Here is a 21,888-nt window from a genome sequence, read left to right on the forward strand (position 1 = left end):
TCAGCGCGGAGCGGCCAGGGCGGCTGCGGACGAGGTCCTCCGGGATCTCCTGGCGTCTGCGGCCGACGGCCGGGCGACGATCTGTCCGAGGACGAGCGCGCCGATCGTCAGCGCGAGGCCGATCGCCTGGAGTCCGGTGAAGCGCTCGCCCGCCACCAGCACACCCAGGGTGGTCGCGACGATGGGGGAGAGCAGCGCGAGCAGGCCCGGTGCGATCACGGGGAGCCGTTGGACACCGCGGAACCACAGCGTGTAGGCGACGATCCCGCCGGCGGTGCCGAGCCACAGATAGCCGAGCGCGGCGCCACCATCGATCTCGGCGGGCACGCCTTCTACAGCGAGCGTGAGCGGGAGGAGCAGCAGACCTCCGGCTGACAACTGCCATCCGGCGTACGCGACCGGACCGACTCCGTCAGGTCGTCCCCAGCGCTTGGTGAGGATCATGCCCGCCCCGGTGGCAGTGACGCCGCCGATCGCGGCAAGCACGCCCCAGAAGTCGAGCTCTGCGGCCGGCCCCAGGACGACGAGTGCCACCCCGCCCGCTCCGATGACGGCGGCCGCTGCGGTGAGGGGTCTGATCTTCTCCTGCAGGACGAGGGCGCCGAGCGCCAGCACGATGAGGGGCTGAGCCCCCGCGACCGCCGCCGCGACTCCGCCGGGAAGCCGCTCGGCCGCGAGGAAGAGGAGGGGGAAGAGCGCGCCGATGTTGAGCGCCCCGAGCACGAAGGACTTCCACCACCATGAGCCGTGCGGCAGGCGGCGGCTGATGAGCACGGCCAACAGGCCGGCCGGGAGGGCGCGGAGCAGTCCGGCGAAGAGCGGGTGCCCCGGCGGAAGCAGCTCGGTGGTGACGAGGTACGTCGTTCCCCACGCGATGGGGGCGAGTGCGGTGAGCAGCACGAGCATCAGGCGATTCATGTCTCCAGCGTGCGCCGTACACCCGCATGAGTCCAACGCATCCGGTTCACCGTATTCATGAAGTGAGATCATTGATGAATGGAACTCCAACAGCTCCGGTACGTCGTCGAGGTGGCCGCGACGTCCAGCTTCACTCGCGCGGCCGAACGCTGCTTCGTCACGCAGTCGGCGTTGAGCCACCAGATCGCCGCCCTCGAACGTGAGCTGGGTCAGCGGCTGTTCGTGAGATCGAGTCGCAGCGTCCGGTTGAGCGAGGCAGGGGAGGCCTTCCTCGGGCACGCACGGACAGCGCTCCAGGCGGCCGAACAGGCGCGAGAGGGAGCGGCTGCGGCCGGGGGCGTGGTGACCGGCACGCTCCGGATCGGCGTCATCCCGACCGTCACCGCCGTCGACATCCCGGAGGTGCTGGTCGCGTACCGTGCCGCGCACCCGCTCGCGCGAGTGGAGCTGCAGGTGGGGAACAGTGACGTGCTGATGGCGCTCCTCCGTAACGGAGAGCTCGATGTCGCTCTGCTCGGCCTGCGTGAAGGGGCGGAGCCGAGCGGCGTGGCTTCGCGCGTCCTCTCGCGGGACCGACTGGTGGCGGCGTTCCCGCGTGGAGACGAGCGGTCCGACAAGGACGTCGTGGCTCTCCACGATCTCGCCGGTGCGACGTTCGCCGATTTCCCGGCAGGCACATCGGGGCGCGCGCAGAGTGATGCCGCCTTCGCCGCCGCTGGACTGACGCGGGATGTCGCCTTCGAGGCCGACTCCGCCACCCTTCTCCTCGGCCTGGTCGCCGCCGGTCTGGCGGTGACACTGCTCGCCCCGGGGACGATCGCACGATCAGCGGCGGATGTGGCGACCGCGGAGGTACGTAACGGCCCCGTACGAGTCGAGTACCTGGCATGGGACGGCGCAGCACCGCGGAATGTGGCGAGAGCCTTCCTCGTCGTCATCGACCACTTCGTTGCCGCGAACGCGAAAGCGGGCCCGGAGAAGAACTCCGGACCCGCTTCCGACTGACGTCAGATCACTTGACGTCGTCGTCGACCCAGTCCATCGACTTGGTGACGGCCTTGCGCCAGAGGCGCAGCTGGCGGTCGCGCTCATCGCCGTCCATGGACGGCTCCCAGCGCTTGTCCTCCTGCCAGTTCGCGGACAGGTCGTCCAGACCGTTCCAGAATCCGACAGCGAGGCCGGCCGCGTAGGCTGCACCGAGCGCCGTGGTCTCCGCGACGACCGGACGTACGACCGGAACCCCGAGGACGTCGGCCTGGAACTGCATGAGCGCGTCGTTCGCGACCATGCCGCCATCGACCTTGAGCTCGGTGAGGTCCACTCCGGCGTCGGCGTTGACCGCATCGAGCACGTCACGGGTCTGGAAGGCGACGGCCTCCAGGGCTGCACGCGCGATGTGGTTCTTGTTCGCGTAACGGGTGAGGCCGACGATCGCGCCACGGGCGTCCGAACGCCAGTACGGCGCGAACAGACCGGAGAACGCCGGGACGATGTACACGCCGCCGTTGTCGTCGACCTGCTCGGCCAGCTTCTCCACCTCGGGAGCCGAGGAGATGATGCCGAGCTGGTCACGCAACCACTGGATGAGCGATCCGGTGACGGCGATCGATCCCTCCAGCGCGTAGTGCGTGGGCTGGTCGCCGAGCTTGTATCCGACGGTGGTCAGCAGCCCGTTCTTCGAGTGGACGATCTCCTCGCCCGTGTTGAAGATCAGGAAGCAGCCCGTGCCGTAGGTGTTCTTGCTCTCGCCGGTCTGGAACGCGGCCTGTCCGAACGTCGCCGCCTGCTGGTCACCCAGGATGCCGGCGATCGGCGTCTCACGCAGCAGCGACGAGCTCTCGGCGGTGCCGTACACCTCGGAGGAGGAGCGGATCTCCGGCATCATCGAGCGCGGCACGCCGAACGCCTCGAGGATGTCGTCGCGCCACTCGAGCGTCTCGAGGTCCATGAACATGGTGCGCGAGGCGTTGGTGACGTCCGTGACGTGCACTCCGCCGTCGACGCCACCGGTGAGGTTCCAGAGCACCCAGCTGTCAGTGGTGCCGAAGATCAGGTCGCCCGCCTCCGCTTTCTCGCGCGCACCTTCGACGTTCTCGAGGATCCACGCGATCTTGGTGCCGGAGAAGTACGTCGCCAGCGGCAGGCCGACGACCGGCTTGAACCGCTCGACGCCACCGTCGGCCGCCAGGCGGTCGACGATGTCCTGCGTGCGGGTGTCCTGCCAGACGATCGCGTTGTACGCCGGCTTTCCGGTCTTCTTGTCCCACACGACAGCCGTCTCGCGCTGGTTCGTGATGCCGACGGCGGCGATGTCGTGGCGGGTCAGATCGGCGCGACCGAGGGCCAGACCGATGACTTCCTGCACGTTGCGCCAGATCTCCGCAGCGTCGTGCTCGACCCAACCGGCCTTCGGAAGGATCTGTTCGTGCTCCTTCTGGCCGGTCGCGACGATGCTGCCCTTCTTGTCGAAGATGATCGCTCGGCTCGACGTCGTTCCCTGGTCGATGGCGATGATGTAGTCAGCCACTTGTGCTCTCCTTTGAATTCAGTGCGATGGGATGTGCGTCAGGCGGCGAGGCCAAGCAGCACGGGTGCGGCGAGGGCGGCGATCACACCACCGATGAGGGGACCGACGACCGGCACCCACGAGTAGGACCAATCGCTGGTGCCCTTGCCCTTGATCGGCAGGATCGCGTGCGCGATGCGCGGACCGAGGTCACGGGCGGGGTTGATGGCGTAGCCGGTCGGCCCACCGAGCGAGGCGCCGATGCCGACGACGAGCAGGGCCACCGGGAGCGCGGTGAGCGGGCCGAGGCCGCCGGGAACACCGATCTCGATGTCGCCGTAGTCCGCGAACGCGAAGATGCCGAAGACCAGCACGAAGGTGCCGACGATCTCGGTCACCAGGTTCCACCCGTAGGAGCGGATGGCGGGGCCGGTGGAGAAGACGCCGAGCTTGTTGGCGGCGTCCGGCTCCTCGTCGAAGTGCTGCTTGTAGGCGAGCCAGACGATGATCGCACCGAGGATCGCACCGACGAGTTCGGCAGCCGTCGCGGTGAGGAACATCACGAAGCTGATCTTGCCGGCCACCAGGAGGCCGATGCCGACGGCGGGGTTGAGGATCGCACCGGAGTACGCGGAGACGAGCACACCGGCGAAGACCGCGAGGCCCCATCCCCAGTTGACCATCAGGAAGCCGCCGCCGAAGCCCTTGGTCTTCGCAAGAGCCACGTTGGCGACGACACCACATCCGAGGATGATCAGCATCGCCGTGCCGACCAACTCCGAGAGGAAATAGAGACCGAGATTCACATCAGCCATGTCTTCTTTGACCTTTCTTGTGTGTCGAGGCCCCTCTGCCCCGACACGTTATGAGGGATTGCACCGCGAGGAGGGCGGCAGTTCGAAGTCCTGTCAGCCGCGGGTGCGGGAGCGGATATCGAGTCCGTGTCGTTCGTTCAGCAACTGGCGGGTCTGGTCGAGTTCGGCGTCGTGGCGCGCGCGATCCCAGCCGAGCATCGGTGCGAGCGCGTCGGCGATCTCATCGAGCACCTCGGCGTCCGCGTTGCCGGTGAAGGCGATGCTGGTGCGGCGGAGCACGATGTCCTCGAGGCGCGCCACCATCTCGTTCTGCACCATCCACTCGAGCTCGCGTGTGGAGAGGTCGCCGCCGGCGAGGGACGCGTCCGGTCCCTGCTCGACGTACGCCCACACATCTGCGGCGCGCGTTCCGTATCGAGCCAGCAGCTGATCGGCCCGTGCTCCGGCACCCGGGAGGTTCTCCTGGATCCAGATCCGGCGTGCCTTCTCGGTGCGCGGGAACTCACGGCCGCCGCCGATCGCTCGCCCGGTGGTCGAGACGGTCCTGGTGCGACCGATGAGGCCGAGCACGACGTCGGAGAGCGATTCGCCGAGCGCGCGGAACGTCGTCCATTTGCCCCCGACGAGGCTGACCAAGGGGACGGCACCCTTCTCGTCGACCTCGATGCGGTAATCGCGGGACACGAACCCGGGGGCGGTGTCCTCGTGGCGCGGCAGGGGGCGGATTCCGGAAAACTTGTAGACGATCTGATCGCGGGTGACGGGAATCGTCGGGAACACGTGGTGGATCAGGTCGAAGAAGTAGTCGACCTCCTCCTCGGTGCACACCGGGACCTCGCGCGGGTCGGCGTCGATGTCGGTCGTGCCGACGAGGACTCGTCCCTTGAGCGGATAGATGAGGACGATGCGGCCGTCGGAGTGCTCGAAGAAGATCTCCCTGCCCTGCGTCGCCTCGAGCAGCTCGGGGTGGTCGAGCACGATGTGCGAGCCCTTGGTGCCGCCCATGAAGCGGGTGTCCTCGCCGAGCGTGTCGTTCGTGAGATCCGTCCAGGGACCGGAGGCGTTCACGACCACATCCGCGTGAACGCGGAATTCGGTGCCGCTCTCCCGATCGCGGAGGACGACCTCGTCACCGTCGCGTGCGATCGCTTCGACGTAGTTGAGCGCATGCGCTTCGGGGTGAGCGGCGCGACCGTCCTGGAGCACGTCCAGCGCGAGGCGCTCCGGGTCGTGCATCGAGGCGTCGTAGTAGGTCGCGGTGTACTTGATGTGCGGGTCGAGCGAGGGCAGCTCTGCGAGCGACTTCTTCCGACCGAGGAAGCGGTGTCGGGGAACCATGCCGCCGTCGCGCGAGAACGTGTCGTAGATCGTCAGGCCGACCTTGATGAGGAACGCGCCGCGCTCCTGCGGTTTGCCGCTCTTGTGCGTCAGGAATCGCAGGGGAGCGGAGAGGATGCCGGAGAAGGTGGAGTAGATCGGGATGGTCGTCTGCAACGGCTTCACGTAGTGAGGGGCGATCTTGAGCAGTCCGTTGCGCTCCTCGACGGACTCCCGCACGAGTCGGAACTCGCCGTTCTCGAGATAGCGGATACCGCCGTGGATCATGTGGCTCGATGCGGCGGATGCTCCAGAGGCGAAGTCGCCGCGCTCGACGAGCACGACGTCGACCCCCTGCAGGGCCAGGTCGCGGAACGTGGAGATGCCGTTGATCCCGCCACCGATGACGAGCACGCCGGTGCGTCCGGATTCGCGGACGGCGCGAACCTCTGCGCGCTCCGCTGACGAGTGTGTGGAATCGATCATCGTCGACCCTCTCTTCCTTACTTGCCAACCAGCATCGACCTGTGTGGCATCCCGCGCAAGCTCACTGCACATATGTGCAAGGATCGAGGTCGAGGAGGTCACGATGGTCGGTCAGAGCGCGGAAACCCGCGACAGCAAGCTGATCGCGGCGCTCACAGCCGCGCAGCTCTACTACATGCAGGACAAGACGATGGAGGTGATCGCGCAGGAGCTCGGCACATCCCGATCCTCGGTCTCCCGTCTCTTGAGCTTCGCGCGGGAGAGCGGTCTGGTCGATATCCGCATCAACTCGCCGCTGGAGCGGCTGGGCATGCTCGAGCAGCGCATCCGGGATCGGCACCGGGTCGCGGCACACGTCGTGCCGATGCCCGAGATCCTCAGCGAGGTGGAACGTCTCGAGCGCGTCGCGCTCACAGCCGGCCGTCTGCTGTCGCAGTTCGTCGACTCCAACATGATCATCGGTGTGGCGTGGGGATCGACGATCAGCGCCGTCAGCCGTGGCCTCACGCAGAAGGAGACGCACAACACGACGTTCGTGCAGCTCAACGGGGCGGGCAACACCCAGACCACCGGTGTGGAGTACTCGAGCGACATCCTGCAGCGGTTCGGCAGCGCCTTCGGCGCGCAGGTGCAGCAGTTCCCCGTGCCCGCGTTCTTCGACGACCCGGCGACCCGTGAGGCGATGTGGCGCGAGCGGAGCACCCGCCGGGTGCTCGACCTGCAGGCGAAGATGGACGTGGCCGTCTTCAGCCTCGGTTCCCCCGCTGCCGAGGTTCCGAGCCGCGTGTACGTCGGCGGCTATCTCGGACGCGACGATTACCGCAGCCTGCGCGAGGATCACGCGATCGGCGACGTCGCCACCGTGTTCTTCCGTTCTGACGGGTCGTGGCGAGACATCCGTGTAAACGCCCGCGCGACCGGGCCCGGACTCGATCGCCTGCGCCGTGTCCCGAGACGGATCTGCGTCGTCTCGGGCATCCCGAAGCTGGTGAGCCTCCGGGCCGCACTCTCGGCGGGGCTTATCACCGACGTCGTCCTGGACGAAGGGCTCGCCCGGCGTCTTGTCGACGATTGACCCGCAGCACCCGACGTCTTCGGGCTAGTCGCCCTCTGTGGAGGACTCCGGCCCGGAGCGGAACTCGCGGATGAGGTGCTGCACGACGGCGGTGAGGTCCCCGCCCGTCGCGTTGGCGATGACGAGCTGGCGCTCGTAGCTTGCCCCGTTCTCGAGCGTGAGGGCGTTGCTGCCGAACTCCCGGACACAGCCGAGCTCCACCGCGACGGGCGCCAGCTCATCGAGGACTTCGGCGAGATGCTCACGCACCGGACGCTGCGTTCCGGCGGCATCGACGATGACGCGTGCGTCGAGTCCGTATCGCGCCGCTCGCCACTTGTTCTCCCGATGGAACCAGGCGGGGAGCTCGGGGAGGGTCCGACCTTCGTCGAGCAGACGCGAGAAGTGCTCGACGAGCACCTGCACGAGCGCCGCGACCGACGCCAGCTCCGGCAGCGTCGAGAGACCATCGCAGGCGCGCACCTCGATGGTTCCCCAGCGCGGAGCCGGACGGATGTCCCAGCGAACCTCTGTAGCGTCGGCCATCACGCCGGTGCGGACCATGTCGTCAAGGTAGGACTCGTACTGGGACCAGTCCCGCAACGGCCAGGGGAGTCCGGCCGTCGGAAGCTGCTGGAACACCAGGGCGCGGTTCGAGGCGTACCCGGTGCGCTCTCCCGCCCAGAAAGGACTCGATGCCGACAGCGCCTGCAGGTGGGGGAGGTATGCCGAGAGCGCGTTGATGATGGGAAAGACCTTGCGGTGATCCTCCACGCCGATGTGCACGTGGATTCCCCAGATCATCATGTTGCGACCCCACCACTGCGTGCGCTCGATCAGTGTGTGGTACCGGGACTTGTCCGTGATCTCCTGGTCGAACCATTGCGCGAACGGATGGCTGCCCGCCGACAGCAGCTCGATGCCCGCCGGATCCGTCGCGGTGCGTACGGCCGTGATGGCGTTCGCGATGTCATCCACCGCGTGGGCCACCGAATCGCCGATGCCGCTCGTCACCTCGATCGTGTTCGTCAGCAGCTCGCCGGTGACGGTGTGGCGCTCATCCTCACTCTGGGATTCGAGCGCGGCGAGCAGTTCCGGGGCGCGTCCGACGAGGTCACCGCTCGCGGGATCCGCGAGCATGATCTCCCATTCGAGGCCGACGGTGGAACGGGCGGAAGAGGCGAACTCGAGCTTCACCCGCACAGTCTGACATGCGGGCGGGACGACACGACAACGGCGGTTTCGCCACGTTTCGCGCCGGGCGCGAGGATCTGGCAGAATAGAGGGTCGGACCACCTGCTCGACCCTCTATCCGGCAGGTGTCCACACTCATTTGAGCTTCCGCCGGGTGTGCACCCCACTCTCCAGGCGATCAGTTCGTTTCCTTCCACACAATTCAGGAGAATCGTGGCTGTCAAGATTCGTCTCAAGCGCCTGGGCAAGATCCGTGCGCCGTACTACCGCATCGTCGTCGCCGACTCGAAGACCAAGCGCGATGGTCGCGTGATCGAGGAGATCGGCAAGTACCACCCCACCGAGGAGCCCTCGTTCATCGAGGTCGACTCCGAGCGTGCGCAGTACTGGCTCTCCGTCGGCGCGCAGCCGACCGAGCAGGTCGCCGCCATCCTCAAGATCACCGGCGACTGGGGCAAGTTCAAGGGCGACAAGGACGCGAAGTCCACGCTCAAGGTCGCCGAGCCGAAGGTCCCCTTCGAGATCGACGCATCCAAGAAGTCCGTCGTGAAGCCCAAGGCCGAGAAGAAGGTGGAGGCCCCCGCTGAGGAGGCTCCCGCCGCGGCCGACGCGGAGGCCGCTGAGGCTCCCGCCGCCGACGCAGAGTAATCCGCCGTGCTCGCCGCCGCGCTCGAACACATCGTCAAGGGGATCGTCGATCACCCGGAAGATGTCCGCATCAGTGAATCCACGTCGCCGCGAGGCGACCTCCTCGAGGTGCGTGTGCACCCCGATGACCGTGGACGCGTGATCGGGCGCGGCGGCCGCACAGCCAAGGCCCTTCGCACCCTCGTCAGCGCTCTCGCTGACGGGCGCCGGGTCCGCGTCGACGTCGCGGACGACTGACGTGGTGTCGAAGGACCGCAACCAGGGCAAGAATCAGCTGCGCGTCGGGCGCCTCGTGAAGGCGCACGGCCTCAAGGGCGGGCTCAAGCTCGAGCTGTACACCGACAATCCGGCGGGTCGTTTCACCCCCGGTGCCGGTTTCACGGTGCAGGTGCCCGAGGCATCGCCGTGGCATGGCAAGGACATCACCGTTCGCGAGTACCGCTTGATGAACGGGAATCCGGTCGTCTTCTTCGAAGACGTCGATGACCGTGAAGCCGCCGAGAGTCTCGTCAAGGCGATCCTCTGGATCGACCAGGATGTCGACGAGGTCGAGGACGACGCGTGGTTCGATCACCAGCTGGTCGGTCTCGATGTCGTTCGTGACGACGCGGTCATCGGCCGCGTCATCCGCGTCGAGCACTTCCCGGCGCAGGATCTGCTCATCGTGAGGTCCGGCGAGCAGGAGGTGATGGTGCCCTTCGTGGCCGCTATCGTCCCCACCGTCGACGTCTCCGGCGGGCGCGTGATCGTGACGCCGCCGCCCGGACTCTTCGAAGAACTCCCGGACGCCGCGGATGTCGAGCAGCCGTCGGGCTCGGACGCCGAAGCGCCTGAGTGACCGCTGATACGGTTCCCCCGTGCGCATCGACGTCCTCTCCATCTTCCCGTCCTACTTCGACGGGCTGACGCTCTCCCTCCTGGGGAAGGCACAGGCCGCCGGCATCATCGACCTGCGCGTCCATGATCTCCGTGCCTGGACGTCGGATCGCCACAACACTGTCGATGACACCCCGTACGGCGGCGGCGCCGGCATGGTCATGAAGCCGGACCCCTGGGGCCTCGCCCTCGATGATGTCGCCCGCCCTTCCGAGTCGTCCGGTGCTGAGCGGCCGACCATCATCTTCCCTTCGCCCGCCGGCGAGGTCTTCACGCAGAAGACCGCGCGTGCGCTGGCGACTCGCGAGCACCTCGTCTTCGGCTGCGGGCGCTACGAGGGCATCGACGAACGCGTGTTCGAGTACGCCGCCGAACTCGGAGAGGTGCGTCTCATCAGCCTCGGCGACTATGTCCTCAACGGGGGAGAGGTCGCCACGATGGCGATGATCGAGGCCATCGGGAGGCTTATCCCCGGCGTCGTCGGCAACCCGGAGAGCCTCGTCGAGGAATCGCACGAGGACGGGCTTCTCGAGTACCCGTCGTACACGAAGCCCGCTTCGTGGCGCGACCGTCCGGTGCCGGACATCCTGCTCAGCGGAAACCACGGGGCGATTGCCGCTTGGCGCCGCGAGCAGCAGTTCGAGCGCACCAGGATGCGTCGCCCTGATCTGCTCCAGGGTGACGAGGCTCCCCGGTCCTGACCGAGGTCGGGACCGGTTCGAGACCTGAGGCTCTCGTCAGAGCATCCGCTCCGAGGTGCCGTCGATCTCGAACACCACTCCGTGCGGGTGCCGGAGAGCGAGTGCGTTGGACGCATCGAGCCCGCGGAGCTCAGCCCGCAGCATCCGCCCGATCATCTCGTGGCTCACGACCAGCGGTGTTCCATCGGACGCCCACCCGCAGCTGCTCAGGGCCTTTCGTGCTCGGGACCTGGCCTGCGCATAGCTCTCACCGCCGGGGAACGCCCAACCGTAGCGATTGGCGGCGCGCTCCTCTCTGGTAGTGGGATACGCCGCGTCGATCTCGTCCCATGTCATCCCGGCCAGTGCGCCATGGTCGAGATCGGCGAGTTCCGGCACCTCCACCACCTCGGCTCCGAGCCTGTCAGCGATGATGACGGCGGTGCGCAGCGCCCTGCCCAGCGGGCTGGAGCACACGGTGAGCACGCCGACATGACCGATACGGTCGGCGATCGCATGGGCTTGGGCGATGCCCTCGTCGGTGAGGGGCGAGTCGAGCTGTCCCTGCAGCCGGTGTTCGACGTTCCAGACCGTCTGTCCATGCCGAGCGAGGAGGAGACGCTCCGGCACGTGACGGTCCTGCGGAATCATGGACTCAGAATGGCATAAGCCGTCACATTTCGGCTCGTGGCGGCCGTCAGTCGACGCCGAGGAACGACCGGTCGGTCAGGATGATCGGGCCGTCGTCCGTGATCGCGATGGTGTGCTCCGAGTGGGCGCCGCGGGAACCGTCGGCGCTGCGCAGAGTCCATCCGTCGGGGTCCGTGACCAACTCGTCGGTCGTGGCGAGGAACCAGGGTTCGAGTGCGAGCACCAGTCCCGCTCTCAGGGGAAAGCCTCGGCCGGCGCGGCCGTCGTTCGGGACGTGCGGGTCGCCGTGCATCGTACGTCCGACCCCGTGTCCACCGAAGTCGGTGTTGATCGAGTAGCCGTCACCGTGCGCGACGGCAGCGACAGCTGCGGAGATGTCGCCGATGCGGTTTCCGACCGTCGCGGAATCGATCGCTGCGGTCAGCGCACGCTCGGTGGTGTCGATGAGTCGGAGATCCTCGTCACGCGCCGCGCCGACGACGAACGACACCGCCGAGTCGGCGACCCAGCCATCGACCGATACCGCGAAGTCGAGGGTGACGAGGTCACCGTCGCGCAGCGTGTAGTCATGAGGGAGACCGTGCAGCACGGCATCGTTGACGGAGGTGCAGATCACCTTGCCGAAGGGACTCGCTCCGAACGAGGGGTGATAGTCGATGTAGCAGGACTCTGCCCCGGCCTTGCGGATCATGTCGTGTGCACGGCGATCGATCGAGAGGAGATTGGTCCCGACCTTCGTCTCGTCGCGCAGGGTCGCCAGCGTCTCGGCCACGAAACGTCCTGCGGCGCGCATCTCGTCGATCTCGGCAGGGGTGCGCAGTTCGATCATCGGGTGTCCTCTCGTCGTCTCCATTCTCCCTGATCCTGCGCGGCAGGATGCCCGACCGCTCTCAGCGAACACCGGGCCATGGCGGCGCTTGGCGTCGTACGATCTGAGCATGTGGTTGCGACAGGCCTTCTTCCGCTGGCTCCTTCCGGCGGCCTTCATCCTGCCGCTCTGGCTGCTGATCGGCTGGGGAGTCTTCCAGGGCGGCTGGTCCATCCTCTGGGTGCTGCTCATCGCGATGCCGTCCGTCTTCCTCGGTCAGCTCCTGCTCACTCTTCTCACGCGCTCGCGCCCATCCGTTCGTATCGAACGCGCCGTGTCATGGTGGGATGTCGTCGGCTTCACGATCTGGAACGGGCTCACGATCGCCGTCGGCTTCTTCATCGACGGTGCGTTCCCGTGGTTGCTGACCGGCGCGATCGTCGCCGGCATCGCCCTGATCTGGTTGCAGCTGTGGCAGCTGTGGAACGAGGCGAAGGGGAGCGGGACCCGACTTCGCGAGACCATCGCATGGTCCACCATCCCCACCGTCGACGAACCGGCGCCACCCACGCGAGCGCACGAGATCATCGTGGTGCGGGAGACCGATACCCGCGACTGACATCAGCGTTTTGGCCGGGCGCAGCATCCATGGCAGAATGGGTGTTTGTGCTGTGACCGGCTCTGCCACAGGGGAGCCCGCGGACGTTCACCGTTTCGTACAGCTCACTCCATTCTTGTTCCTTTGAAAACATGCATGCGACCTGTGGCGGGTGCAGAGAGAGATGATCATGCAGATCCTCGACGCCGTCGACGCGGCTTCCCTTCGTTCGGACATCCCGGACTTCTTCCCCGGTGACACCGTCAAGGTTCACGTCAACATCACCGAGGGCAGCCGCTCTCGTATCCAGGTCTTCCAGGGCGTCGTCATCGGCCGCCAGGGCGACAGCGTGCGCGAGACCTTCACGGTCCGCAAGATCAGCTTCCAGGTGGGCGTCGAGCGCACCTTCCCGGTGCACTCCCCGGTGATCGACCACATCGAGGTCGTCACCCGCGGTGACGTGCGTCGCGCGAAGCTCTACTACCTCCGCCAGCTGCGTGGCAAGAAGGCGAAGATCAAGGAGAAGCGCGACCGCTGAGTCGCAGGTTCTCCACAGCACCCCAGGACACGATGTCCTGGGGTGCTGTGTTCTGTCCCCGGTGTGCGAACCTTGATACCGTCGCGCCAGAGCGGTGTATGACTCGAGAAGGAACCTGATGACTGATTCGCCGGCCACGCGCACTTCCAGACGACGCGGGTTCCTGGTCTTCCTTCGCGACGTGCTGGTGATCATCGTGATCGCCGCCCTCGTATCCTTCGTGGTCAAGAGCTTCGTCGTGAGGTCTTTCTACATTCCGTCAGCGTCGATGGAGCGCACGCTTCTCGTGAAGGATCGGATTCTCGTCGACGAACTGACCCCTCGGTGGACCGACTACGAACGAGGCGATGTCGTCGTCTTCAAGGATCCGGGCGGCTGGCTCGACCCACAGCCGCAGAAGCCCGCCCAGCCCCCGCTCGTGCAGGCGGTCGACTGGGTGCTGAACTTCGTGGGCATCTCGGCGACGGACTCGCAGGACCACCTCGTGAAGCGCGTGATCGGGTTGCCGGGCGATCACGTCGTGTGCTGCAACGCTCTCGGCCAGATCACGATCAACGGCGCCCCGATCGACGAACTCAGTTACCTGAATCTCCCGGAGGGCGACACCGCCGCGTCGAACGAGCCGTTCGACGTCGTCGTGCCGAAGGATTCGGTCTGGCTGCTGGGTGACAACCGCGACCGCTCGCGTGACGCGCGCGCGCATCAGGACCTTCCGAGCGGCGGCTTCGTCCCGATGGAGAACATCGTCGGGAAAGCGTTCCTGACGACGTGGCCCCTCGATCGGATGGGTCCCATCGACGGGCATCACGACACCTTCAACGGAGTTCCGGACCCCGAATGACCGTGATCACTCCGAAGCTGACCTTGGAACGCAAGCTCCTGGGGGAGTGCGGCGTGATCATCGCGCTGGATGAGGTCGGCCGAGGAGCGCTTGCCGGACCGGTCGCCGTCGGCGCGGCGTTGATGGATGCCGCAGGAGCGCGGCGACGCGTGCCTGAGGGGCTGCGTGACTCCAAGCTCGTGACGGAGAAGCGTCGACCCGAAGTCGCCGCTCGCGCAGCAGCCTGGGTGCAGGCCTCCGCCGTCGGGTGGGCGAGTGCCGAAGAAGTCGACCAGGTCGGCATCATGCGAGCCCTCGGACTCGCCGCATCGCGGGCGGTTTCAGCGATCGCTGCCCAGGGAGCGGCGATGGACGAGGCGCTCATCCTGCTCGACGGCAACCATGACTACGTCTCACGGGTGCATTCGTCGCCGTTGCGGGTGCGACCGGTGATCAAGGCCGACCGCGACTGCGCCTCCGTGTCGGCAGCTTCGGTAATCGCGAAGGTCGCCCGCGACGGATACATGGCCGAAATCCACGAGAGCCATCCTGCGTATCGGTGGAACCGCAACAAGGGCTACGCGAGCCCCGAGCACCGCGATGCCATCCGGAGCAACGGGCTGTCTCCTTTCCACCGTGCATCCTGGGCCATCGCCGACGCCCCCACCCTGTTCTGATGCGGGCGCGCACCGACCGGCGATGCCGCGCCCGGCGCGCCGCGACTCTAGGATGGAGTCATCATGGATGAGGAAGCCTTCGACGACTACGACCGCGAGCTCGAGCTGGCACTGTTCCGGGAGTACCGGGATGTGGTGTCGCAGTTCCAGTACGTCGTCGAGACTGAGCGCCGCTTCTACCTCGCGAACGAGGTCAACGTCGTTCGCCGCGATACCGAGCACGATTTCTACTTCGAGATCTCGATGAGCGATGTGTGGGTGTGGGACATCTACCGTGCGGACCGCTTCGTGAAGGCCGTGCGCGTGCTCACGTTCAAGGACGTGAACGTGGAGGAGCTCCAGCGTCGAGAGTTCGAACTCCCGCAGGAACTGTCGCTTGACGGGGAGTGACCCGCTTCGTCGAAGTCGGGCACGGTGCTGCTCCTGCACCACGATGCGGCGTCTCTGAATAGTCCCCAGTTCAGCGCGAGGGCGTGAACGTACCTCACAGGCCGTGGAGGGGATCGCAATGCTGAGGGCATGGCAGCAAAAGATGACCTCGGCCGAGCGGGAGAAGAGCGCGCAGCGCAGTATCTGACGGGCAACGGGTACACCGTGCTCGACCGGAACTGGCGGTGTGCGCAGGGAGAGATCGACATCGTCGCCGCAATGGGCGATCAACTGGCGATGATCGAGGTGAAGACGCGGCGCACAGCGGCATTCGGTCACCCGTTCGAAGCCGTCGATCGACGAAAGCGCCGCCGGCTCTGGCAGCTCGCGCAGGCGTGGGTCGCTGCACATCCCGACGTGGCTCGCACCCGCGCCGTGCGTCTCGAGGTCATCGGGATCATCGGCCCGGACCCGTTCCTGGGGTCGCTCGAGCATCTCGTGGACATCGCATGAGCACAGCGCGAACGTGGGCGGTCGCACTCACCGGAGTAGACGGACACCTCGTCGAAGTCGAGGCCGACCTGTCGAACCAGACGCCCGAGTTCCGGATCATCGGGCTGCCCGACAAGTCGCTCGCAGAAGCGGTCCAGCGGGTGCACAACGCGTGCAAGAACGCCGGACTCGACCTGCCTCGACGACGACTCACGGTCAACTTGTCTCCGGCGAGCCTTCCCAAGCACGGAGCGGGTTTCGACCTCGGGATCGCCGTGGCAGCTCTGGCTGCCGGTGGCTCGATCGAACCGCGCTCGATCGCAGCCACGGTGCATGTCGGGGAACTCGGACTCGACGGTCGGATCCGACCCGTACCGGGTGTGCTCCCGGCCGTGTTCGCTGCCGCGCGCGCCGGGTTCGAAAGAGTGATCGTTCCTCATGCCAATGAAGCGGAGGCGAGGCTGGTAACCGGGATCGACGTGCGTGCTGCCGCCTCCCTCGCCGAGGTCGCAGTGTGGCACGGGGCCGATGTCGAAACGCCGGAGGTCGAGGCCGTCGACATGGCCTCGCCGGTGGTCGAAGAACCGTCCGTCCTGGATCTGTCCGACGTCGTCGGACAGGACGAGGCGATCGAAGCGCTCATCGTCGCGGCCGCAGGTGGGCATCACATGCTCCTGAGCGGGCCCCCTGGGGCGGGAAAGACGATGCTGGCCCGACGGCTCCCCGGAATCATGCCGCCGCTGGCGGAGCAGGAGGCGCTCGAGGTCGCCTCGATACGCTCGCTCAGTGGCGATCTCATCCCGGCGCTCGACCGGACTCCACCGCTGGAGGCCCCGCACCACAGTGCATCCGTTGCAGCGCTGATCGGAGGCGGGTCGCGCACCGCGCGTCCGGGGGCCATCGCGCGGGCGCACTGCGGCGTGCTCTTCCTCGACGAGGCTGCGGAGTTCTCTCGTGTCGCGCTCGATGCGCTGCGCCAGCCGCTCGAATCGGGGGTCATCGAGGTGCACCGGGCGGGGTTCACGGCCCGATTTCCCGCAAAGTTCCGGCTGCTGCTCGCGATGAATCCCTGTCCGTGCGGGAATCACGGCGTGCGGGGATCCGAGTGTGTGTGTCCACCCATGGCGATCCGGCGGTACTCGACACGATTGTCCGGACCGCTCCGCGATCGGATCGACATCGACCTGCACGTCGCCCGGGTGGCTTCGTCATACGCGACGGACGATCGGGGGGTGAGGACCACGACTTCTCAGGCGCGGGCACGTGTCCTCGCGGCGAGCGAGCGTGCGGCCCAGCGGTGGGAAGGCGCCCCCTGGCAGCGGAACGCAGATGTGCCGGGGACGTGGCTCCGTCAGGGGGCTCAGCGGCTCTCGCCAGCGACCCGATCGCCGCTCGATCGTGCGTTGGAACGCGGAGCACTGACGTTGCGGGGCTATGACCGCGTGCTCAGAGTCGCGTGGACCATGGCCGACTTGGGAGGGATCGACCGACCCGGATCAGACGAGATCGGCCGTGCGCTGCATCTGCGGAGAGGGCTCTCCGGATGATGGGCGAACTGTTGGACGACCCTGAGATCGTCGCAGCGGTCCGCCGCATCCACCCGGGCGATGCCGTCGCGGAGTGCGTGGCTCGCGCTGCATGGAGTGTTATCGCCGAACCCGGCGATGCGGTCGCGGGCGCGCTGATCGAGGCACTGGGCGCCGATGAGGCGCTGTCGGCAGCGTTGGGCGATGGCTCGGCGCTGATCCCCTCAGGCGCGGGGAGCGGGCAGGCGTCTCGGGCCTTGGCGGAGGCCAGGGCCCGGTGGCGCCCGCGCGCGGATCCTCGAGCGGTACGGCAGGCCGTTCACAGCGCCCGTGATGTCGGAGCGCGGCTGGTCATCCCCGGCGATGTGCAGTGGCCGGTGAGCCTCGATGACCTCGGGCACCATGCTCCGAGCGCGCTGTGGGTGCGCGGGCACGTCGATCTGCTCGTGAGGGAGCCGCGCGTGTCCATGGTCGGAGCGCGGGCCGCCAGCAGCTACGGCGAACATGTCGCGGCGGAACTCAGCGGAGATCTCGCGGCCTCGGGAGCGGTGATCGTCTCCGGGGGCGCGTATGGAATCGATGGTGCCGTGCACCGCGCTGCCCTCGGTGCAGGCGGAGCAACCGTGGCCTTCCTGGCCGGCGGGGTCGACCGCGCCTACCCGATCGGTCATCAGAGGCTCCTCCAGCAGATTGCGGTCGAGGGCGCTGTGGTGAGCGAACCGCCGTGCGGAGCAGCCCCGACCAAATGGCGCTTCCTCGCGAGGAATCGACTGATCGCTGCGCTCGGGCAGGCGACTGTGGTGGTGGAGGCTGGCTGGCGCAGCGGTTCGTTGAACACCGCGGGGCATGCAGCGACGCTCGGTCGCCCGCTCGGAGCGGTTCCCGGACCGGTGACGTCGGCCTCATCTGCGGGGTGTCACCGGCTGCTCAGAGAGTACGACGCGCAGTGCGTCACCTCGGCGCGAGAGGTGCGCGAGCTGTGGGGGCTGATCGAGCCGCCGCGTGCCGAGCGCGAAGAGCACGACCCGAATCGCACGCGAGTCCTCGACGCGATGAGTACGAGGTCTCGGCTCTCGGTCGAGGAGATCGCCCGAAGGTCGGGTCTGTCTCCCGATCGGGTGCGGTCTTGCCTCGGGCTGCTGCACCTGGAAGGGGATGTTGCACTCGATGAAAAGGGGTGGCACCGGGCGCAGCCGTCGCAGAACACGTGAGCGACATCCGCGGAGAACTCGGCGAGGCTCAAGAGGGGACGCCCGCGCAGCGGCATGCTGAAGTCATGGATCTTGCGGTCGCCACCGAGGCGTTCGTCGACCACCTGGAGCGGGTGCGTCGGCTCTCGCCGGCGACGGTCAAGGCGTATCGGTCGGACCTCCGAGACCTCCAGACGTCGGCGGGTGCTGTCGACCTCGAGGCCGTCGACCTCGAGGTGCTCAGAGACTGGCTCTGGCGTGCGACGCAGCGGGGGGATGCGAGATCGACGCTCGCCCGGCGGGCCGCTGCTGCCCGGTCGTTCCTCGGTTGGGCGCACGAGCGTGAGCTCATAGCCCATGATCCGAGCCTCCGGCTGATCGCACCGAAGAAGGGCCGTACGCTGCCGACGGTCGCGTCCAGGGACGCGATGTCAGGGCTGCTCGATACGCATCGCGCTGCGGCCGAGGCGGGAGATCCGATCGCATTGCGCGATCACGCGATCCTCGAGCTGCTCTACGGCTCCGGCATCCGCGTCTCCGAACTGTGCGGGCTCGACGTCGACGACCTCGACCTCGACCGGGGCACAGCCCGTGTGCTCGGGAAGGGCGCCAAGGAGCGGGTCGTGCCATACGGTGCTCCGGCAAGGGACGCGCTGGAGGCATATCTCCGTCGCGGCAGGCCCGTCCTGGTGGCCAGGGGGCGAACCTTCACACCGGCGGTGATGCTGGGGAGTCGAGGCGCCCGCATCGGACCGCGCGCGGTCTACGAGCTGGTGGCCAGGGTGCTGGCACCCGTCGTCGGTGCGGAGACGATCGGCCCGCACGCACTACGGCACACGGCCGCCACGCACCTTCTCGACGGGGGCGCCGACCTGCGGGCTGTCCAGGAGATACTGGGTCATGCCAGCCTCGGCACGACCCAGATATACACACACGTCTCGGCCGAACGCCTGACCGCTACCTATCGGCTGGCGCATCCCCGCGCGTGACGCCCCCCGGCATGCTTGAACTCGGTCGGTCCTGGTCTCAAGGAATCGGTCACAGACTGTCGCAGCAGGGGAGCAGGATGGCCCGAGGGACGCTGCCGAACAGGAGCATCGGGTTGATGTAGCTGCCATGTCGTCGCACGCCGAGGTGCAGCGCTCCCGCCGCGCTGTGACCGCCCAGGTCGACGAATCCGATCTCCTGCCCGGCCGACACGGCATCGCCGGGATCCAGTGTCGTTCGGAGTGGCTCGAAGGTGCTGACGAGGCCGTCCGCGTGCTGGATCGTCAGGAGCGGGCGGTCGACGACGGTCCCGCGGAATGCCACAGTGCCATCCGCAGGAGCTGTGACGGGCGCATCTATCGACGAGGCCAGATCGACGCCGCGATGACCCGCACCGTATTCGTGCGCCGGCGCCCGAAATGGTTCGACGACTGCCCTCACGCCGGTCAGCGGCCATCGCCAGCGCGGCAGCTCGGCAGGGTCGCCTGATGCTGCCGAGGCGTCGGCCGTGCACAGGGCGAGCGAGATGAGCAGGGCCGTGGTCGTTCCGGAAACCACTCGGAGCAGAGTGCGCATGAGGAGAGTGTGTCCTCTCAGCCGAAGGGCCGTCGCGAGACCTCGGCACGTTCAGCGGCAGGCGTGCACGATTCCGTCGAAGCGCCCCTGGTGCAGGGTGGGTGTCGTCGCGGCATCCTGTATGCTGGGGGAGCACCTCGATATCGGGGTGACTACGCGTGCCCAGAGCGGTTCATCCGCGGCATCCACATCCACAGGTCCTTCTCACCAGAGGGCGGGTGTGCGCCGGGCACCAGGAAGTCCGATCATCCGATCGGCTTGACAACCTCAACGGCGCAGAAACGCGCCAGAACCAGGAGACGACCATGGCTGTGGTCACCATCCGCCAGCTGCTCGACAGCGGCGTGCACTTCGGACACCAGACCCGTCGGTGGAACCCGAAGGTCAAGCGCTTCATCCTCACCGAGCGCAGCGGCATCCACATCATCGACCTCCAGCAGTCGCTGGGCTACATCGACAAGGCCTACGACTTCGTCAAGGAGACCGTCGCCCACGGTGGCACGATCCTCTTCGTCGGCACCAAGAAGCAGGCGCAGGAGATCCTCGCCGAGCAGGCCACGCGCGTCGGCCAGCCCTTCGTGAACCAGCGCTGGCTCGGTGGACTCCTCACCAACTTCCAGACGATCTCCAAGCGTCTCGCCCGCATGAAGGAGCTCGAGGAGCTCGACTACGAGACCCCGGCGAACAGCGGTTTCACGAAGAAGGAGCTCCTGCTCAAGAAGCGTGAGCTCGACAAGCTGCACAAGTCCCTCGGCGGTATCCGCAACCTCACCAAGACGCCGTCGGCCATCTGGGTCGTCGACGCCAAGCGCGAGCACCTCGCGATCGATGAGGCCAAGAAGCTGGGCATCCCGGTGATCGGCATCCTCGACACCAACGCCGACCCCGACGACTTCCAGTACCCGATCCCCGGCAACGACGACGCGATCCGCTCCGTCTCGCTGCTGACCCGCATCATCGCCGACGCCGCGGCTGAGGGCCTGCAGCAGAAGCACAACCCGGAGACGGGTGACGCCGAGCCGCTCGCCGATTGGGAGAAGGAGCTCCTCGAGACTCCGGCCCAGGAGGTCCAGGAGTCCGCTGACGCTGCTGAGGTCGCCGACGCAGACGACGCTGCTGCCGTCGTCGAGACGCCCGCCGCCGACGAGACCGCTGCCGACGAGGCCGGTGCTGAGGCTCACGACGAGGCGATCGCCGCCGCTTCCGGTGAGGAGACCGCTGAGGTCGCCGCCTCCGAGGCAGCTGACGCCAAGTAATCCCCTCGTACACACACCTAACGAAGCAAGGAGCCACCACACATGGCCAACTTCACCATCGCTGACCTCAAGGCCCTGCGTGAGCAGCTCGGCACGGGAATGGTCGACACCAAGAAGGCGCTCGAGGAGGCCGACGGAGACGTCGCGAAGGCCACCGAGATCCTGCGTCTCAAGGGTGCGAAGGGCAACGCGAAGCGCGCTGACCGTTCGACCAGCGAGGGACTGATCGTCGCTCGCGAGCAGGACGGCGCTGTGACGCTCATCGAGCTCGCGTGCGAGACCGACTTCGTCGCGAAGAACGAGCGCTTCATCGCGCTGGCCGACAAGGTCGCCGACGCCGCCGCAGCGGTCAAGGCCGACTCGGTCGACGCTGCCCTCGCCGCATCCGCCGGCGACAAGAGTGTCGAGCAGGTCATCTCCGAAGAGGCCGCGATCATCGGCGAGAAGGTCGAACTGCGTCGCGTGCGCACCATCGCCGGCGACAAGGTCGAGGTCTACCTGCACCGCACGAGCAAGGACCTGCCGCCGCAGATCGGCGTCGTCGTCGCCTACTCGGGTGACGACGCCGAGACCGCGCGCAGCATCGCCCAGCACATCTCGTTCGCGAACCCGTCGTACCTGTCCCGCGAGGACGTGCCGGCGGACGCTGTCGAGAAGGAGCGCGAGATCGTCACCGAGATCTCTCGCAACGAGGGCAAGCCGGAAGCGGCGCTCCCGAAGATCGTCGAAGGCCGTGTCTCTGCGTTCATCAAGCAGGTCGCACTGCTCGAGCAGGACTACGCCAAGGACAACAAGCTCTCTGTCGCCCAGGTGGCGAAGGACGCCGGTATCACCGTGACGGACTTCGCGCGCTTCAAGGTCGGCGCGTAGCAAGGTCGAAGGGGTTCGGATCGCCATGATCCGAAC

At 67.2% G+C, this 21,888-nt stretch carries 25 protein-coding genes; 17 read left to right on the forward strand and 8 right to left on the reverse strand.

The genetic code is table 11. From position 1 onward, the window contains the following. Positions 1 to 918: an EamA family transporter gene (locus ACFC14_RS13950; protein WP_376105584.1), complete on the reverse strand. Its 918-nt coding sequence runs from the start codon at positions 916 to 918 to the stop codon at positions 1 to 3. A 78-nt stretch (positions 919 to 996) separates the two neighbouring features. Here ACFC14_RS13950 and ACFC14_RS13955 point away from each other — a divergent pair, with 78 nt between their 5' ends. Beyond that, positions 997 to 1,923 carry a LysR family transcriptional regulator gene (locus tag ACFC14_RS13955; RefSeq protein ID WP_376105587.1) on the forward strand — a complete coding sequence of 309 codons (927 nt, stop codon included), beginning with the start codon at positions 997 to 999 and terminating at the stop codon, positions 1,921 to 1,923. A gap of 7 nt (positions 1,924 to 1,930) precedes the next feature. Here ACFC14_RS13955 and glpK read toward each other — a convergent pair whose 3' ends face one another. The 3 genes from glpK to ACFC14_RS13970 form a co-directional block, all read right to left on the reverse strand. Further along, positions 1,931 to 3,445, reverse strand: a complete 1,515-nt coding sequence (gene glpK, locus ACFC14_RS13960) for a glycerol kinase GlpK (protein ID WP_136043820.1) — start codon at positions 3,443 to 3,445, stop codon at positions 1,931 to 1,933. A gap of 38 nt (positions 3,446 to 3,483) precedes the next feature. Further along, the gene (locus tag ACFC14_RS13965; RefSeq protein WP_136043821.1) at positions 3,484 to 4,239 is read right to left on the reverse strand and encodes an MIP/aquaporin family protein; all 756 of its coding nucleotides are present in this window, start codon (positions 4,237 to 4,239) and stop codon (positions 3,484 to 3,486) included. Between the two features lie 93 nt (positions 4,240 to 4,332). Next, a complete protein-coding gene (locus ACFC14_RS13970) occupies positions 4,333 to 6,042 on the reverse strand; it encodes a glycerol-3-phosphate dehydrogenase/oxidase (RefSeq protein WP_376105591.1) in 1,710 nt (569 codons plus the stop codon). Between the two features lie 103 nt (positions 6,043 to 6,145). Between ACFC14_RS13970 and ACFC14_RS13975 the strand changes: the two genes are divergently transcribed. After that, a complete protein-coding gene (locus ACFC14_RS13975) occupies positions 6,146 to 7,117 on the forward strand; it encodes a sugar-binding transcriptional regulator (RefSeq protein ID WP_376105594.1) in 972 nt (323 codons plus the stop codon). A gap of 24 nt (positions 7,118 to 7,141) precedes the next feature. Here ACFC14_RS13975 and ACFC14_RS13980 read toward each other — a convergent pair whose 3' ends face one another. Then, complete coding sequence (locus ACFC14_RS13980) at positions 7,142 to 8,293, reverse strand: glutamate--cysteine ligase (RefSeq protein WP_376105597.1); 1,152 nt, start codon at positions 8,291 to 8,293, stop codon at positions 7,142 to 7,144. 210 nt (positions 8,294 to 8,503) lie between these two features. Between ACFC14_RS13980 and rpsP the strand changes: the two genes are divergently transcribed. From rpsP to trmD, 4 genes are read left to right on the forward strand one after another with little or no spacing between them, the layout of a single operon-like run. Further along, entirely contained in the window at positions 8,504 to 8,938 is a 435-nt protein-coding gene (gene rpsP / locus ACFC14_RS13985) for a 30S ribosomal protein S16 (RefSeq protein ID WP_376105600.1), read from the forward strand. Positions 8,939 to 8,944: 6 nt separating this feature from the next. Next, entirely contained in the window at positions 8,945 to 9,175 is a 231-nt protein-coding gene (locus tag ACFC14_RS13990; protein ID WP_136043826.1) for an RNA-binding protein, read from the forward strand. A 1-nt stretch (position 9,176) separates the two neighbouring features. Then, the gene (gene rimM, locus ACFC14_RS13995; protein ID WP_376105604.1) at positions 9,177 to 9,776 is read left to right on the forward strand and encodes a ribosome maturation factor RimM; all 600 of its coding nucleotides are present in this window, start codon (positions 9,177 to 9,179) and stop codon (positions 9,774 to 9,776) included. Between the two features lie 19 nt (positions 9,777 to 9,795). Continuing rightward, on the forward strand, positions 9,796 to 10,515 hold the full coding sequence (gene trmD / locus ACFC14_RS14000) for a tRNA (guanosine(37)-N1)-methyltransferase TrmD (RefSeq protein WP_376105607.1): 720 nt from the start codon (positions 9,796 to 9,798) through the stop codon (positions 10,513 to 10,515). A gap of 36 nt (positions 10,516 to 10,551) precedes the next feature. Here the strand turns inward: trmD and ACFC14_RS14005 are convergent, their stop codons facing one another. Together ACFC14_RS14005 and map are read right to left on the reverse strand one after the other, a co-directional pair. Further along, entirely contained in the window at positions 10,552 to 11,145 is a 594-nt protein-coding gene (locus ACFC14_RS14005) for a histidine phosphatase family protein (protein WP_376105610.1), read from the reverse strand. A 46-nt stretch (positions 11,146 to 11,191) separates the two neighbouring features. Continuing rightward, the gene (map, locus tag ACFC14_RS14010; protein ID WP_376105613.1) at positions 11,192 to 11,974 is read right to left on the reverse strand and encodes a type I methionyl aminopeptidase; all 783 of its coding nucleotides are present in this window, start codon (positions 11,972 to 11,974) and stop codon (positions 11,192 to 11,194) included. A gap of 109 nt (positions 11,975 to 12,083) precedes the next feature. Here map and ACFC14_RS14015 point away from each other — a divergent pair, with 109 nt between their 5' ends. The 9 genes from ACFC14_RS14015 (at position 12,084) to ACFC14_RS14055 (ending at position 19,152) form a co-directional block, all read left to right on the forward strand. Beyond that, positions 12,084 to 12,572: an MFS transporter permease gene (locus tag ACFC14_RS14015; protein ID WP_376105616.1), complete on the forward strand. Its 489-nt coding sequence runs from the start codon at positions 12,084 to 12,086 to the stop codon at positions 12,570 to 12,572. 169 nt (positions 12,573 to 12,741) lie between these two features. After that, positions 12,742 to 13,089, forward strand: coding sequence for a 50S ribosomal protein L19 (gene rplS / locus ACFC14_RS14020; protein ID WP_017830722.1), 348 nt, complete (start codon positions 12,742 to 12,744; stop codon positions 13,087 to 13,089). A 118-nt stretch (positions 13,090 to 13,207) separates the two neighbouring features. Beyond that, positions 13,208 to 13,930: a signal peptidase I gene (lepB, locus tag ACFC14_RS14025; protein ID WP_376105619.1), complete on the forward strand. Its 723-nt coding sequence runs from the start codon at positions 13,208 to 13,210 to the stop codon at positions 13,928 to 13,930. Beyond that, positions 13,927 to 14,586 (forward strand): ribonuclease HII, encoded by a 660-nt coding sequence (locus ACFC14_RS14030; RefSeq protein ID WP_376105621.1) that lies wholly within the window; start codon positions 13,927 to 13,929, stop codon positions 14,584 to 14,586. Before lepB ends, ACFC14_RS14030 begins: the two co-directional genes overlap by 4 nt. Positions 14,587 to 14,649: 63 nt before the next feature. Next, on the forward strand, positions 14,650 to 14,976 hold the full coding sequence (locus ACFC14_RS14035) for a DUF2469 family protein (protein WP_017204525.1): 327 nt from the start codon (positions 14,650 to 14,652) through the stop codon (positions 14,974 to 14,976). A gap of 129 nt (positions 14,977 to 15,105) precedes the next feature. Continuing rightward, entirely contained in the window at positions 15,106 to 15,468 is a 363-nt protein-coding gene (locus ACFC14_RS14040) for a YraN family protein (RefSeq protein WP_376105625.1), read from the forward strand. Continuing rightward, positions 15,465 to 16,994, forward strand: coding sequence for a YifB family Mg chelatase-like AAA ATPase (locus ACFC14_RS14045; RefSeq protein ID WP_376105628.1), 1,530 nt, complete (start codon positions 15,465 to 15,467; stop codon positions 16,992 to 16,994). Before ACFC14_RS14040 ends, ACFC14_RS14045 begins: the two co-directional genes overlap by 4 nt. After that, the gene (dprA, locus tag ACFC14_RS14050; protein WP_376105631.1) at positions 16,991 to 18,184 is read left to right on the forward strand and encodes a DNA-processing protein DprA; all 1,194 of its coding nucleotides are present in this window, start codon (positions 16,991 to 16,993) and stop codon (positions 18,182 to 18,184) included. Before ACFC14_RS14045 ends, dprA begins: the two co-directional genes overlap by 4 nt. A gap of 65 nt (positions 18,185 to 18,249) precedes the next feature. Then, on the forward strand, positions 18,250 to 19,152 hold the full coding sequence (locus ACFC14_RS14055; protein WP_376105634.1) for a tyrosine recombinase XerC: 903 nt from the start codon (positions 18,250 to 18,252) through the stop codon (positions 19,150 to 19,152). 49 nt (positions 19,153 to 19,201) lie between these two features. Here the strand turns inward: ACFC14_RS14055 and ACFC14_RS14060 are convergent, their stop codons facing one another. After that, the gene (locus tag ACFC14_RS14060; protein WP_376105637.1) at positions 19,202 to 19,726 is read right to left on the reverse strand and encodes a murein hydrolase activator EnvC family protein; all 525 of its coding nucleotides are present in this window, start codon (positions 19,724 to 19,726) and stop codon (positions 19,202 to 19,204) included. Between the two features lie 305 nt (positions 19,727 to 20,031). Between ACFC14_RS14060 and rpsB the strand changes: the two genes are divergently transcribed. Continuing rightward, on the forward strand, positions 20,032 to 20,982 hold the full coding sequence (gene rpsB, locus ACFC14_RS14065) for a 30S ribosomal protein S2 (RefSeq protein ID WP_376105640.1): 951 nt from the start codon (positions 20,032 to 20,034) through the stop codon (positions 20,980 to 20,982). Positions 20,983 to 21,024: 42 nt separating this feature from the next. Further along, positions 21,025 to 21,852 carry a translation elongation factor Ts gene (gene tsf, locus ACFC14_RS14070; protein WP_021200481.1) on the forward strand — a complete coding sequence of 276 codons (828 nt, stop codon included), beginning with the start codon at positions 21,025 to 21,027 and terminating at the stop codon, positions 21,850 to 21,852. Positions 21,853 to 21,888: the final 36 nt, after the last annotated feature.

Origin of the sequence: Microbacterium sp. NPDC055988 (assembly GCF_042269505.1) — a bacterium.
GTDB lineage: Bacteria > Actinomycetota > Actinomycetes > Actinomycetales > Microbacteriaceae > Microbacterium.